Source organism: Facklamia sp. P12950 (genome assembly GCF_050409465.1).
Taxonomy (GTDB): Bacteria; Bacillota; Bacilli; order Lactobacillales; family Aerococcaceae; genus Facklamia.
The window spans coordinates 142,270-156,032 of record NZ_JBNUPK010000001.1 but is presented as its reverse complement, the minus strand read 5'-3'; the positions used below and the strand labels follow the sequence as shown (position 1 = coordinate 156,032).

Below are 13,763 nucleotides of genomic sequence, written 5' to 3'. Positions count from 1 at the left end.
AAGTGTAATAAATAACCTGGCGATCTGACTTATGAGCGAGCTCAAATACAGTAGCATAGGGACTGTGTAGGATTCTAACCTGCTTCCCCAGAATTATTTACATTTTGTCTATATATTGTGTCTTAAAGTTAGATTAACACAAGATGTTGGGTTAGACAAGAGCAATTATCGAAATAATACAAATCAATTAAAAGCAAAAATAATAGCCTAGTTAATCACAGTTAAACTGTGATTAACTAGGCTAGTTTAGTTTCCTGGCGGGAACGTGTGAGAATCGAACTCACCCAAGACGCTCTTAACGCCTCATACTGGTTTTGAAGACCAGAGGGCACACCAGAACCCATCCGCTCCCAATTAAAATCTTTAAAGAAGACTCTTATAATATTAACAATATTTAAAGGAAAACGCAAGTGCTTTTATGAGTCTATTAAGAAACATTCTTTAAGCAAAAGGGGCTGTATCTTTTAGATACAGACCTCCAATGAATTATTATTCTGCTTCAGCTTTTTCGTTTGATTCAACTTTCTTATCTTTACTATCCTCTTTGTGGATTGAATAAGTAATGATTACCGGAGTCCCTTCTTCTGGTAAAATCTCACCATTTCCTGAAAACGCTACTTCCCCTCTTTTTTCAACGGCCCCGTAGGTATAAGTAGCATTTGAAATAAGTCCGACTGGGCATGAATCTAAACAAGTGATACAACCTGTATGTTTATCATGGGCACGCCCTTTATTTCCACCAAAGCGGAATTCAAAGTCATTGCCATTAGAATCAATAATTGTTTCACTTAGGTTGTATTCTTTTTCAGCACCTTCCCAAGTTACTTTAATATCCATTAAATCCCCTGCAACATGCGTTTCTTCCGCATTTTCAGCCGTCATATTATCGCCTGGTTCTGCCCCGATTTCTATTAAAGCTTCATAGAATTTATTTTGATTAGCAGTTGTTCCGAATACCGATTTTCCACCAAAATTACCATCATCGAAGACCACGGCATGACGGGTAGATGTTTCTAAGTATTTTCCATTTACGTAAGCATATATCGAAATGGTGCCTGCTTCCTTATCGACCACCATCGGGTTTTCCTCTGTCGGTAAATTTGCAGGAGCATCTTCCTTTGCAAGTGTTGGGACAGATAAAGATAAAACGGTAACGAAGGCAAAGACAAGTATCATTAATTTTTTAATCATTTTGTTCATATTATTCATCCTTTCAAAATTAAACTTGCTGACTTTTTAGCTTTCGATCTTTCAACCAAAAGTAAATCATTAAAAGAGTCATGACTATCATCAAAATTAAAGTAATCATTTTAATTTGACCTATCTTCATATCTAAAAAAAACATATCGCGAACATTATAATAAAAAATATTAGGTGATTTAACAAGCATTAAAGTAACGACACTAATAAGTCCTAGGAAGTAAGTTATTGGTTTTATCTTGAACAAAAAACTTACCATGATAAATAGAACAAAAACTATCCAACATAAAACCCAAGTATGCACTCGCATTTCTAACCATACCCAATATGACATTAAAGCGCTTGCTAGAAGAGCAAAAATAAACCCTGAGCAAATTGCTATTAGTAAATTATGCCATTTGAACATCTAAAAACCTCCTTTGCTATTTAATCTTCCAATTTAACATTTAGCCAGCGCTGAAATAAATTCTTTCGTATTTGATCTGCCTTTTTAACAACAGGTGTATTAATTAAAGCTTTTTTTAAAGGTCTAGAGCTTGAGTAAGGACTGAAATCAAAATCTTCCGCTATTAAAGAACCCATTGAGAGACTATTAACAGAAACATTAAAAGAAGTCCATTGATCCTCAAATAATTCAGGATTTACTAAATAGACCGCTGCTAATGAATCCCAATTATAAAAGCCTTTAATACCATACTCATCTTCATTATCGACAAACCAAGGTTCTGCATAGTTTTGAATTAAATGAGCAATGGCCGATTGTTGGTTAGAAAAAGCTTCTTCATATTCTGATCGAGTAAATAAAAGATCTAAACAGTGATTAGCTGTTAAAATAGAAACATTTCTTCCCTTAGTTAAAACGGTAAAAGCAGCCTGCGGATCAATGGAAAAGTTCATTTCTCGCATTTCTTGCTTGTCAAAGATCAACGGCTGAGTAATCCCACCCATTAAGACAAGTTGTTTAACTTTTTTGAAGAAATTACTGTCTCTTAGATAGGCCCCTTGCAAGTTGGTCATTGAACCGACTGCAATAATGATTAACTCATCTTTATATTTATTAGCCAAATCTACCAATAGCTGGCTTGCTGGTGTTAGATAATCAGCTGTTTCACTTGCACCTTTTGCATAAGGAATTGAATGAAGGCCAAGTTTGCTTATTAATTGACGGGTCGATTGGTCTACTTGCTCAATGGTCGAATTCCCAAATGTCGAAGTGATACCCACTATAGCGACTTCTGGACTCCCTAATAAATACATCAGCGCCAAACCATCATCAATGTCGCGATGGGGTGTGAAAAAAGTATTATCAAAATCAATTAAAACTTTCATTATCCCTTATTCCTCCTCATCTACTTCAAGCTTTTGGGCTACTTCTGGATTTTTCTTCTTAATAAATTTCCCTAAAAAGGCTGTGCCGAATACTAGTAAAGCCACTAATATTATTGATAGTGAAAAAGAGGCATCACTAGGTTCTAAAGCCTTATCGCCAACATTTACAAAAATAAATGTCCCCGGCAAAATGCATATGAGAGAAATCCAAAGATAGTCCCAGAATGAGATATCCGTTAAGCCAAAAGCATAGTTTTCAACATTATAGGGAATTACAGGCATAATTCGAGCCAATGCAAGAACTAACTTTAAATGTTGGTTATCGGTGGTCAATATCCCTTTGGAACTAGGATATCTTTTAAATAAAAATTTTTGTGCCGGTTGCCTAAATAAATAGCGCGAAATTAAAAACATGAAAGTTAGATTCAAAGCCGCACCTATAAAAGTCAAGATGGAGCCTAACCATAATCCAAATCCCATACCTCCAGCAAAAGCTAGGAAAGGAACAGGGAAAAACCCCATCGGTAAGAAAACCCAAAGTAATACATAAATCCATTTTGCAGAAGACCCTGATTGTAAGATTATTTCTCGTACACGCTCGGTTGAAAAATTTAAGGTCAGCCAGATAGTTAAAGCTACTAAAGCAATCACTAAGCAAACCTTAAACCATTTACTTAGCTGCTTTTTTTGCATGGCGTTCATTATAAATCGATTTAACAATATAAATGACAATTGTTACAGCAAATAGTGACATTAATCCAATAAATAATTGTTTACCGCCACCACCGAAGTTTTGTCCAATATAAGAATAAACAAGAGTAGCCGGTAATTGACCGATTCCGGTTGCTAAAAAGAATGGCCAGAATTTCATAGAAGTTAAACCAGCTGCATAAGAGACTAGGTCAAAACTAACAAATGGTAATAAACGGCAAACTACAATGGTGTACTTTCCATATTTTTCAAAAAACACATCTAAAGATTTCAAGGCTGTTTTACTGGTAATCTTGGCAACTGCGTCGCGTCCCAAAATTTTAGCAATGTAAAAGCATAAGGTCGCTCCAGCCATTGAAGATGTCCAAGACAATACCGCTCCCCAAAACCATCCAAAAATGGCAGCATTAGATAGAGTGATTAAGAAAGCAGGAATGGGTGAAAGAATCGATTGCAAAATCATCAAGAAGAAGGAAACACCAGCAGCAACTTTTCCGTAAGAACGAATATAAGCAATTGTCTCTTCTAAATTAACTGCTTTCATGGCTGAAATAGACTCGTTAATAAATGACTGCACCGAGGGAATAAAGAGATAAGATAAAAGTGATAATACAAGTACAACAATCACTGCCAATTTATTTTTTTTCATAAGAACCTCCTAAATATTAAACTCCACCACCATCAAAATTTTACATTTTTATAACAATTCCTCGATTTGCTCTAGTAATTGCTTTTCATTGATTAGGCCAATATGATGGTATACTACCTCTCCTTCTTCATTTATAAAAATAGTAGCGGGCAAAAAGGTAGCTTGTAGGGACATCATGGTTGAAAAGTTAACATCATAGAATACAGGAAGAGTCAAATTAAGGTCTTCTAAATATTCATTCACTGCTTCTTTAGTTTCGCCAGGTTGCGAATTAGTGGCATTGATCATATAAAAATCAATATCTTCTTGGTAATCTTCCCAAGCCGTTTGAAAATAAGGCATTTCTTTTTTGCATGGTGGACACCAAGTTGCCCAAACATTAACAACCATAGGTCGACCAAAATTTTCAGATAAAGTCATTGATTTATCTACTTGATCTTTAATCCTTACACTATCTACATTAAGATGACCATATCGATCTTGTTTTTCTTCATTTGTGCTATTAAGCTGACTACTTTCTTCCCTTGAAGTTTGAAGAGATACTTCTTTTCCTTCAATAACCTCTTCGCTTGTTTTGTTAAATGTTAAATCGATCTCATTGACAGTTTCCTGAATTGTTTCTTTTTTATCGATAGATAAACTTTGATCTTGAACTTTGTTATAAATAAAGCCCCCCAGACCTATAATAACGATTAAAAGCAAACCATACGTTAATAACTTTTTCATTGTATTCCTCCTAGACTAGTTGTAGTAAAAGCGTTTCTAAGATGCCTGATATTGTTAATAAACCGAAAAGGATTAAAAACCAGCCTGAAGATAGATTGACTAAGTGATAATGTTCCTTGATAAATGTAAGGACTTTTTTACTTTCATCTACCAATAATGCAGACAGAATGAAAGGAATACCTAAACCTAAACAATAGCTAATTATAAGCAAAAATGAAGTCCAGCTAGTAGCGACACTGGCTATATAAGTTAATGCAGAAGCCAAAAATGTTCCAACACATGGCGACCAAGAAATGGCAAAGACTAGACCAAATAAATAAGGATTGGCCACATAGGAACCTCGCGAATGAGGCCTTAACTTAGTCATTAGCTTTTGACCATTAAGATAATCGACACCCATAATAATCATAATGCTTCCTGCGATAAAGTTAACGACTTGTCGGTGCATCATAAAAAAGGATCCTACAGTGGACACAAAAAGACTTAATAAGATAAATATCGTAGAAAATCCTAACATAAATAAAATTGCTTTAATGAGGGTTTGTTTAGTAGAGCTCTCCCCTTCACTGCCTGCAAAGAATGCAATATAAAGTGGAAGCATTGGCAGTAAGCAAGGAGAGACAAAAGTCATTAATCCCTCGATAAATAATAATAGATAGTCCATATTTTTAAGCTCCTTTCTCACAAAGATTATCATGCCATTGGAGTCATTCAACTAAAAGTAATCACGCTAGTATAAATAAATTAATTATTTGAAAGTAAGCCGCTATTCGCATTATGTGATTGAATAATTAAGCTTTTTTAAAAGGTCTTATCTCCTCTGCCCCACCTGATACAGCAAAATCTAAGAATTGATCCATAACTTGCCAATGCTTAATAGAATCATTCGCCTCTCCAAAAGTTAAACCTAAAGGAAAATCAATGGTAAACATTCTAGGTGGTCTCGATTTGGCTGCCACTTTAGGTAAGTGCATAATTGAAGCGGTACGGATCCCTTGCTTTTCTACTTCTCTTTGGATTAGCCCAACGGACTGATGGCAAATATATCAGCCAGGAGAAAGGAGTACCAAATCTACTTGATCTTCAACTAACTGACGGGCAATCGCAGGTGCTGTTTCATCAATTAGTAAATTTACTTTTGGTATATAACCCATTAGGCCATAATGGCGCGGTGCAACAGAGCCGATTTTGCCCTTTGTTGCCATCTCTTGAAGCATCTGTATGGGAAAGACACAGTTTAAATCTTCATCTGCCGGTCCATGATCATAATGATCATGAGTAATCATAATATTTTCCACCCGACTATCCCCAGGAATCATTCGGAAAGTATGATCTCCCTTAATATTAAAAGGGGCATCGCTTTTCAAATGGGTTCCTGCTGTTGTGATAAATGCTACCCTACACTCTGAAAGAGGCTTAGTTAATTCAACATTAGAGGGGGCTTCATCGATGGTAACCACCATTCTTTTGGCTATGGCTGCAATGATATTTTCTTTAATACTTCTCTTTTTCATTCGAATCCCCTTCTACGAATAATAGACTTGAGTGATTGCTTTCATTGAGTAACCCTTACGAAATAGATACTGGCAATATTGCATCTTAAGAAGTGTTCTAAAGACACCTTTTTCTTTAAAACGACGGTCCGAGGTATAAATGAACTGATCTGCTACAACTAATTCTTCACCCTTAGCCTTGTTTCGTAAAAATAAATCATAGTCTTCCATTAAAGATAAAGCATGAAAACCTCCTAGTTCCCAATAGTAATCTTTTGTCATAAAAATCCCTTGATCACCGAAAGCTATCTGTCGATGTTTAAGTCGCCAATTTGATCCATAAGCAATCGCTCTTAGCCATAAATTATCTGTTTGAAAGTCTAATGGAAAAGCTCCAATCTTTCCTTTCAGCAGACTACTCAGGATGACCTTTTTTGGAGAACGTTTAAAGTAGCTATCTGCATGTAAGAATAAAAGATAGTCTCCTTTGGCCTTTTTAGCCCCTACAGCTAATTGACTACCACGACCCTTTGGACCATTCAGGACTTTATATTGATTTTCGCTAATAAATTCTTGAGTTCCATCTTCACTACCACCATCTACAAACAGAATTTCAATTTCTTCGTCCTTTAAATGCTGTAGATGCTTTAAAGTTTGAGGTAAAATTTTTCTTTCGTTATAAACTGGAATAATCACACTGATCAAATAATTCATAAGGTAATATCCTCCAACTTTTCAATATAAGCTTTAATTTCTTGTAAGAAAACAGGGCTAATAAAGCGGGAGATGGTTTCAAAAGAGTGGTCATTTGACTTAACTTTTTGTGCTTCTAAATATTGAACATAAGCCATCGAACACCAAGTGACTCCTCTTAAACAAGTAAAATGAAGATATTGTTTAAGCTTATCTTTATTAATTTTCACCTGGGAGGACTTATCATACTCTTTAATGAAAGCGGAGATTTGCTCATATGAAAGTAAGTGGTCTGTTTTCCATAATGTGGTTGTGGGAGCTAGAAAATGAGCGATATCTTGTTCCCTCTCACCAACCAAAGGCTTCTCCCAGTCAATTAAATAGGAATCACCTTTAGAATTAATCAAAAAATTGTGTGAATTAAGTTCTGTATTAATAACGCAAGGATTGCTTAATTTATTATTGAACGAATATTTTTTCAGACCTGCCATCAATGCATCGATTAGATCAATAACCTCAAGATCTCTGCCCTTCCATTTTTGATAATGACTATACATGTCAACAAATTCCTGATACATCAGTTGGAAGGGATTATTAGCCTTAATAAGATGAGGAATGGTCTGGCTATCTACACTATGGATTCTAGCCAAAATATTAGCAGCTTTGGATAAGTCCTTTTGATAGTCTAAGGGATGACCGGGGAGGTATTCTTCAATTAAATAACCCTTACCTAACAACTTAGTATGAGGCTGGCATTGATATACCTTCGGCACAACCCCTGAAGAAGCCAAACCCTTCAGTGCTAAGTATTCATATTCAATTTGATTGTCTAAATTCATTTGCGAACCTAAAGCAATCCTAAAAATCTTTCTGCCCTTATCAATTAGAAAGTTGGCATTATATTCCCCCTGATTAAAATAAACTGCATCTGGATCTCCTGATAGATAACGCACCACATCTTCCCGCGTGTCTAGGTCACGAATGGTTTCTGTCAACGCATAGGAAAGTTTTGCTGCAGAAACTTTATTGATCGTCCTTTGGCATACTTCATCGTGTGAATAATTCTCTAAATCAAAAAGAGACTTAGAGAACAAACGGCTGGCTATAATGCCATAACCTCCATCTAAGGTAGGAGCTAAAACAACATCTTCAGTGTCTAGCATGTCAATCATTTGCTCAACCAAAGATTGCTTGATGTCAACTAGATCACAGCCTAATAAAAGAACTTTATCATAGCCACGGTTAAAAATTTGCTGCATGGCTCGCGACATTCGTTCTCCTAAATGAGCTGTTTCAAGCTGGCCGAATATCTTATCACTATCAATAGCTAAGTATTTTTGAATGGCTAATTTTTGATCAGCAGGTGCTACAAAAAGAAAGATGTCTGCATCCACCTTACAAATTTCTTTGTAAGTTTGTTGTAAAAGGTGAATCGATAGATGGTGAATATCTTCCTTAGGTAAAAACCCTTGTAATCTAGTTTTGTTATATCCAATTAAAGGTAATTTGACAAAATAAATAATTGCAGTCGACATTATATGGCTCCTATCTTAATTTCGCATTCTTTAGTCTGAGGATGGAATAAAAAAATTAATAAACAACCTATCAAATTTCCAACTCCTAAAAGTGGTAATCCTACTAGGAAATACGGATACATAATTAAAAGACTTTTATCTGTAAAAAAGCTCATAATAATTAGTTCAGACAGAGAAACGATCAACAGTATCGCCCAATGTGTTTTCCAAGAAAATTGATAACAAAATTGAATCCAGCTTTTAGTTTTAAATAGAGCAATAATAGCAATTAAAATAATGAAAATAGCTACAACATACCAAATCCAATGATAGTTTTCAGCAAACCAAAACTGATTAAATTGAAATTCTCGATAATACACATGGCGATAGAGTCCTATCCGCTTACTAGCATATTCATTCACAAAAAAACCACCTGTGACTATTAATATTTCAATCGCCCAATATATTTTACTTAACATTTTGGACCTCCTCTTATAACCTTGCTCATTATAGCATACAGCTACTTTTTTTGAATGAATGTTTTATTGATATTACTAATAAATAGCCCGTATTTATTTAATAAGTCTATTTGTGATTAGATGACCATTTTAATAAAATAAAGACATCAAAATAAAGGAGTGGGTATAATGCAAAAAACACTTTTAAAATCTTTAAAACTTATTGTCACTTTTGTAGCAGTTTTTGCTTTGGGTCTTTCGAACGTTTACGCCCAAGCTGAGATAATGACAGGCGAAGAACTTGAAAAAATCCAACTAGATAAAAAGAAAAAGGAAAAATATTTGGTAATTGATGTCCGACCTGAAGAAGACTATGCAGAAGGACATCTTTCACATGCCATTAATATCCCTTTAGATCAATTAGAAGAACAATTAGAACGATTAGAAGACTACCAAAAGATGCCAATTATTGTTTATTGCAACACAGGTAATAAGTCTGCAGAAGCTGCTAATCTTTTAATCGATAATGGCTTTGAAGATGTTAAAGATGCTGTAGGGGTTAAAGACTTTGAATATACTTTAGTAACTTATGAATCTATCTTGCCAGATACCTTCATTGAAGCAGCCGAAGCAGGCAAAACCATTTTCATTGATGCACGTGATCTTAAAGACTTTGAAAAAGCAAGTGTAGAAGGAGCCATTCATGCTTCAGTTGATAAGCCAGAAACTGTTTTAGAACAATTACCTGAAGACAAAGAAGTTGAAATTATTACTTTCTGTTATTCTGGTAATAAATCCGCTCAAATAGCTAACTTCTTAACCGAAAAGGGCTATACTAATGTCAAGAATTCTCTAGATGGTACAAAAGAAAATAAAAAAATTCCAATTATTGAAAAAGCTTCATAAACGATTGTAAGCAAAAAGCCCAACTTATAATTGGGCTTTTTCTATTTAAATCTATCATTCAAAACTAATAATATCTGCATGATTAACATAAAGCCAATATTTTTCGCCTACTTTATAATCTTTTAATGACTGGTGCAAGACATTGACACTCCATTGTTCACTTGAATTGATTAATTGAAATTTTAAATCTACATACTCTGGGTATTCAAAAAAATGGGTTAGTTTAGCAGGGAAAATGAGACTGGAAGAGGAAAATAAACGTTCTGTCTTAACTTCCACACGAATTGGTCTGACAAAAATTTCTTTGCCAATATAGTCTTTTAATTTAACATTAAAATCCATCTCTAACCAGTCTTTTCTACTTTCTTCAATAACTTTTAAACGGTTCAACACTCCAAAGAAACTACCCACATATTCATTTTTAGGATGATCAAAGACATTTTTAGGATAATCCACTTGCACTAAATTACCCTCATGCAGAAAAGCGATACGATCAGCAAATTGTACCGCTTCTCGCTTATCATGTGTCACTAAGATGGTTACCAGCCCTTTTTTAACATGTAAGTTATGTACTAACTGGCCCATCTCCCTTCTAAGAGGCTCATCGAGTCCGGAAAAAGGCTCATCCAACAAAAGAACCTGAGGTTCATTGGCTAAGGCTCTTGCGAGTGCTACCCTTTGTTGTTGACCACCTGATAGTTTATGGATGGAAGAAGCTTGTAAACCAGGTAAATGCACATCATTCAATAAAGATGCTACCCGCTCATCGATCTCTTTAGCTTTCATTTTCTTTAACCTCATAGGAAAAGCAATATTTTCTTTAACGTTATAATGCGGAAAAAGTCTTAAATCTTGAAAAACCACCGAAACTGGACGGGAATGACTTGGTTCTTTCATAATAGAAGTTTGATTAAGTAAAATATCTCCCTCAGCATTTTCAATTAGTCCAGCTAGTGTTTTCAAAAAAGTAGTTTTTCCAGATCCAGAAGGCCCAAGTAAAGCTAAATACTCTCCTTTTTTAACTTCAAGATTAAGATCTTTTAAGACTTTGTTATGACCCAAACTCACTGATATATTTCTAATGATTAAAGACACGGTTCACCTCCTAATAATAGTCGAATTTTTCATATTTACTTTGATATAAATTGGAAAGCCAAGAGAGTAGTCCCATAACTAAAAAGCTAATAATTAAAAAGAACAAAGCGTATATGCTAGCAATTGTACGATCGTTTCTTTGTAAATAAGGAAAAATAATTACTGATAGGGTTTGAATCTTCCCCCCACCTATCATTAAAGTCAGGAAATACTGACTAAAAGAAACAATGAATGACGTAGCCAAACTGGTCGCAAGAACAGGGAGCAGCAGTGGAAAAGTTATTTTCCAGAATGCTTTCAACTTATTTGCTCCTAATACCCATGCTTGCTCTTCTAAATGAAGGCCAACCGCATGGTAGGCATCAATCACTAAGTATGAAGCATAGGGTAAGGAATAAATCAAATGGGCTAATATCACGCCCCAAAGCTTATTAGCCCAGCCCCATTCAAACATTTTTTGATGAATACCTGTAGCAAAAACAATCACAGGAATTAGAAAAGGTAGGGCGATAGTCAACTGAATAAAATTCTTAAAGAAGCCTTTAGCCATTACCGTCGCTCTAGCAGTCATTAAGGCAATCAAAGATGACAGCATGGCTACACATGACGAAATAAATACTGAAGATAGTATAAGTGTTAGTAATTGATTAGGTTGCCGTACCAGATTTTCAAACCCTCTTAGGGACAAATTGTGCGGGATCAAATGAGGCCATGGCCAGCGAGCAGTAAATGCCCAGATTAATAAAATACTAATTGGCAAAAAAATAACTATAAATATTAAGAAATGAATAGTCTTACGATACATCTCGACCCACCTTTTCTTCACTGAATAGTTGTTTCTTTAGTTGTGGATAAAATGCTATCAGATAAATTACTACAACGGCCATCAAACTAATGAGTATTAAAATTCCATTATATGCCATTGCCAAAGGACGTTGGCTTAAATCAGGATGCATATATGCTTGATAAGCTGCAATTGGTAATGCCTTAGGTAAAGTTGGTCCTAATAAAGCTGCTAGCTCGTAGGAACCAAAAGCGTACATAAATATAATGAAAAAGGCAGCTAAGATTGTGTTTTTTGATAAGGGTAGCACAATCTTAATAAAACTTTGTAAGCGACTGGCTCCAAGCGTCTGTGCAGCTTCGCCAAGTTTATTATTGATTGAACTTATTATAGGATAACAATAAAATAAAACAAAAGGAATTTCTTTCCACATAAAAGAAAAAATAATGCCCCAACCATTTGGTTGAAACATTAATGCATCAAACCAAGCTTGGGCATTTGAAATTCCCATTGCAAATAAAATTCGTGCAAATATTCCGGTTCGTCCAAACAGTTGTAAAGTAAACAGTGCGACCACTAAATGAGGAACAATTATAGGAATTTTTACTAGCGTCTGTTGCCATCTACTTAATTTTTCTTGAACAAGCCAAAAGTAAGCCCAAGCTAGACCCATAATCGTTGAAAGAAAAGCTGAATAAAAAGCAATTTTCAATGAAAAAAACACTGATTGCTTAAATTGTTTATCATTTAATAAATCTTGATAGTAAGTCAGACTGAACTCATTTAAATTTAAAGAAGGAATGTATCCAAAAGACTGCACTATTCCAATCATTACACCTAACAGTAAAAACAAACTTAAAATGAACTGAGGCATAAATAAGAGAACTGCATAAAAACGCTTCTTCTTCGTAAGCTCCATTTTATTTTCCTGCCACTTCATCTAGCCAAATTTCTTCGATCAAAGGCACTAATTGTGCGGGCATTTCTGGCAGTCGCTTAGATAAAAGTTGTTCTTGTGGTATTATCCCCTCGCCAATTTCTACTTCCTCAAAGTCTGCTTTTAATTGATCATTTAATTTATCATTATCGATTACCGGAATTAGACCGAGGTGTTCGTATTTTGATAATTGCATTTCTGGCGATAGCATTTCATTTATTGCTACCATAGCGGCTGCTTTGTGTGATGCATTTTTACCAATTGCTATAAAGTTAGTATTACCTATTGTGCCCTTTTCAAAAACAAATGATTGGGCAGTCGATGGATACATTCCCTGTTCAATTGATCGAGCAATTTCATAAGCGTTATAGTTGATATGAAAAGCAACTTCTCCATCCATAAATAAATTGTTTAAGGCAGGACCATCGCTTGGATAAGTTTTCCCCTCACTCCATAAATAAGGAGCCAATTCATTTAAGTAATCCAAAGCCGGTTGAATGAGAACTTTCAGCTCTTCTTTATCTGTTTCCATCTTTTGAAATTCTTGATAATCAACAAATTCATAGATAATATTCCGAACAAAAGCGGAACCGGTAAAATCTGGCAATGCCGGATAAGTAAAGCTTCCAGGATTTTCTTTTACGTATGCTAACAAGGATTCAGCATCTGTAGGAGTTTCTTTAGTTACTTCTGAATCTTTAATTAAAACAAGCTGAGATTTTGAGTAAGGAGCTTCAAAACCTTCAATTGGATAGCCAAAATCCTGATTGTTTTCTATATCTTCTATATCTAGAAATTCTTGATAATTTGGTAAAATTTCTGTGAATGGACCATATAAGAGTTCATTTTCTCGAGCAGATTTAAAATTCTCGCCATTGATCCAAATCATATCCATTTCACTTTCGCTAGTTTGAGCTTGCTTCTCACTCACTAATTGACTCAAAATTTGATCGATATCCATCGGAATACGGTTTAACGTAATATCATATTTTTCTTTAAGTCTTGGTCCATATACTTCATCTAACCACTGGTTAAGCTTTTCATCGCCGCCCCATCCATAAAAATTAACTTCACTTCCTTTTGCTTGCTCTACTATTTCTTCAAAAGATAAGTTGTTTAATGGGCCTCCCTCATTGGCAAAAACATATGTAGTATTGACTATTAAACTGGTTATAACAGCTAAACTTAATAATTTTAGAATTTTTTTCATTAGTATTCTCCTTAATAAAAAGCATGCTCGTCGTCAATGGCGAGCACGCTTCCTTGTA

At 34.9% G+C, this 13,763-nt stretch carries 16 protein-coding genes, 1 tRNA gene and 1 riboswitch; of the genes, 1 reads left to right on the top strand and 16 read right to left on the bottom strand.

What is annotated here, in order from left to right; genetic code table 11:
- Positions 1-9: 9 nt before the first annotated feature.
- Positions 10-105: riboswitch (adenosylcobalamin-variant (AdoCbl-variant) riboswitch) on the bottom strand.
- Between the two features lie 150 nt (positions 106-255).
- From ACQV2Q_RS00885 to ACQV2Q_RS00830, 12 genes are all read right to left on the bottom strand, one after another.
- Positions 256-352: transfer RNA gene (locus tag ACQV2Q_RS00885), tRNA-Sec, on the bottom strand.
- Positions 353-489: 137 nt separating this feature from the next.
- On the bottom strand, positions 490-1,200 hold the full coding sequence (locus ACQV2Q_RS00880; RefSeq protein ID WP_428881682.1) for a YdjY domain-containing protein: 711 nt from the start codon (positions 1,198-1,200) through the stop codon (positions 490-492).
- A gap of 19 nt (positions 1,201-1,219) precedes the next feature.
- Positions 1,220-1,606: a hypothetical protein gene (locus tag ACQV2Q_RS00875; RefSeq protein ID WP_428872798.1), complete on the bottom strand. Its 387-nt coding sequence runs from the start codon at positions 1,604-1,606 to the stop codon at positions 1,220-1,222.
- 20 nt (positions 1,607-1,626) lie between these two features.
- Positions 1,627-2,529, bottom strand: a complete 903-nt coding sequence (locus ACQV2Q_RS00870; RefSeq protein WP_428872797.1) for a nucleoside hydrolase — start codon at positions 2,527-2,529, stop codon at positions 1,627-1,629.
- Positions 2,530-2,535: 6 nt separating this feature from the next.
- A complete protein-coding gene (locus ACQV2Q_RS00865) occupies positions 2,536-3,231 on the bottom strand; it encodes a TVP38/TMEM64 family protein (protein WP_428881681.1) in 696 nt (231 codons plus the stop codon).
- Positions 3,200-3,889, bottom strand: a complete 690-nt coding sequence (locus tag ACQV2Q_RS00860) for a TVP38/TMEM64 family protein (RefSeq protein ID WP_428881680.1) — start codon at positions 3,887-3,889, stop codon at positions 3,200-3,202. Before ACQV2Q_RS00860 ends, ACQV2Q_RS00865 begins: the two co-directional genes overlap by 32 nt.
- Positions 3,890-3,937: 48 nt before the next feature.
- A complete protein-coding gene (locus ACQV2Q_RS00855; RefSeq protein ID WP_428874881.1) occupies positions 3,938-4,615 on the bottom strand; it encodes a TlpA family protein disulfide reductase in 678 nt (225 codons plus the stop codon).
- Between the two features lie 10 nt (positions 4,616-4,625).
- Positions 4,626-5,279, bottom strand: coding sequence for a cytochrome c biogenesis CcdA family protein (locus ACQV2Q_RS00850; RefSeq protein WP_428874882.1), 654 nt, complete (start codon positions 5,277-5,279; stop codon positions 4,626-4,628).
- 127 nt (positions 5,280-5,406) lie between these two features.
- Positions 5,407-6,129, bottom strand: coding sequence for a glycine/sarcosine/betaine reductase selenoprotein B family protein (locus tag ACQV2Q_RS00845; protein WP_428872790.1), 723 nt, complete (start codon positions 6,127-6,129; stop codon positions 5,407-5,409).
- 12 nt (positions 6,130-6,141) lie between these two features.
- Positions 6,142-6,822, bottom strand: coding sequence for a TIGR04283 family arsenosugar biosynthesis glycosyltransferase (locus ACQV2Q_RS00840; protein WP_428872789.1), 681 nt, complete (start codon positions 6,820-6,822; stop codon positions 6,142-6,144).
- Positions 6,819-8,336: a TIGR04282 family arsenosugar biosynthesis glycosyltransferase gene (locus ACQV2Q_RS00835; protein ID WP_428874883.1), complete on the bottom strand. Its 1,518-nt coding sequence runs from the start codon at positions 8,334-8,336 to the stop codon at positions 6,819-6,821. The genes ACQV2Q_RS00840 and ACQV2Q_RS00835 overlap by 4 nt, the downstream gene beginning before the upstream one ends.
- Positions 8,336-8,794: a hypothetical protein gene (locus ACQV2Q_RS00830; protein WP_428874884.1), complete on the bottom strand. Its 459-nt coding sequence runs from the start codon at positions 8,792-8,794 to the stop codon at positions 8,336-8,338. The genes ACQV2Q_RS00835 and ACQV2Q_RS00830 overlap by 1 nt, the downstream gene beginning before the upstream one ends.
- 168 nt (positions 8,795-8,962) lie before the next feature.
- Between ACQV2Q_RS00830 and ACQV2Q_RS00825 the strand changes: the two genes are divergently transcribed.
- Positions 8,963-9,679, top strand: coding sequence for a rhodanese-like domain-containing protein (locus tag ACQV2Q_RS00825; RefSeq protein ID WP_428872786.1), 717 nt, complete (start codon positions 8,963-8,965; stop codon positions 9,677-9,679).
- 54 nt (positions 9,680-9,733) lie between these two features.
- Here ACQV2Q_RS00825 and ACQV2Q_RS00820 read toward each other — a convergent pair whose 3' ends face one another.
- The 4 genes from ACQV2Q_RS00820 to ACQV2Q_RS00805 are packed head-to-tail and all read right to left on the bottom strand — an operon-like array spanning position 9,734 to position 13,705.
- Positions 9,734-10,774 (bottom strand): ABC transporter ATP-binding protein, encoded by a 1,041-nt coding sequence (locus tag ACQV2Q_RS00820; protein ID WP_428874885.1) that lies wholly within the window; start codon positions 10,772-10,774, stop codon positions 9,734-9,736.
- A 10-nt stretch (positions 10,775-10,784) separates the two neighbouring features.
- Positions 10,785-11,579, bottom strand: a complete 795-nt coding sequence (locus ACQV2Q_RS00815) for an ABC transporter permease (protein WP_428874886.1) — start codon at positions 11,577-11,579, stop codon at positions 10,785-10,787.
- A complete protein-coding gene (locus tag ACQV2Q_RS00810) occupies positions 11,569-12,498 on the bottom strand; it encodes an ABC transporter permease (protein WP_428881679.1) in 930 nt (309 codons plus the stop codon). The genes ACQV2Q_RS00815 and ACQV2Q_RS00810 overlap by 11 nt, the downstream gene beginning before the upstream one ends.
- A complete protein-coding gene (locus tag ACQV2Q_RS00805; RefSeq protein ID WP_428874888.1) occupies positions 12,479-13,705 on the bottom strand; it encodes an ABC transporter substrate-binding protein in 1,227 nt (408 codons plus the stop codon). Before ACQV2Q_RS00805 ends, ACQV2Q_RS00810 begins: the two co-directional genes overlap by 20 nt.
- Positions 13,706-13,763: the final 58 nt, after the last annotated feature.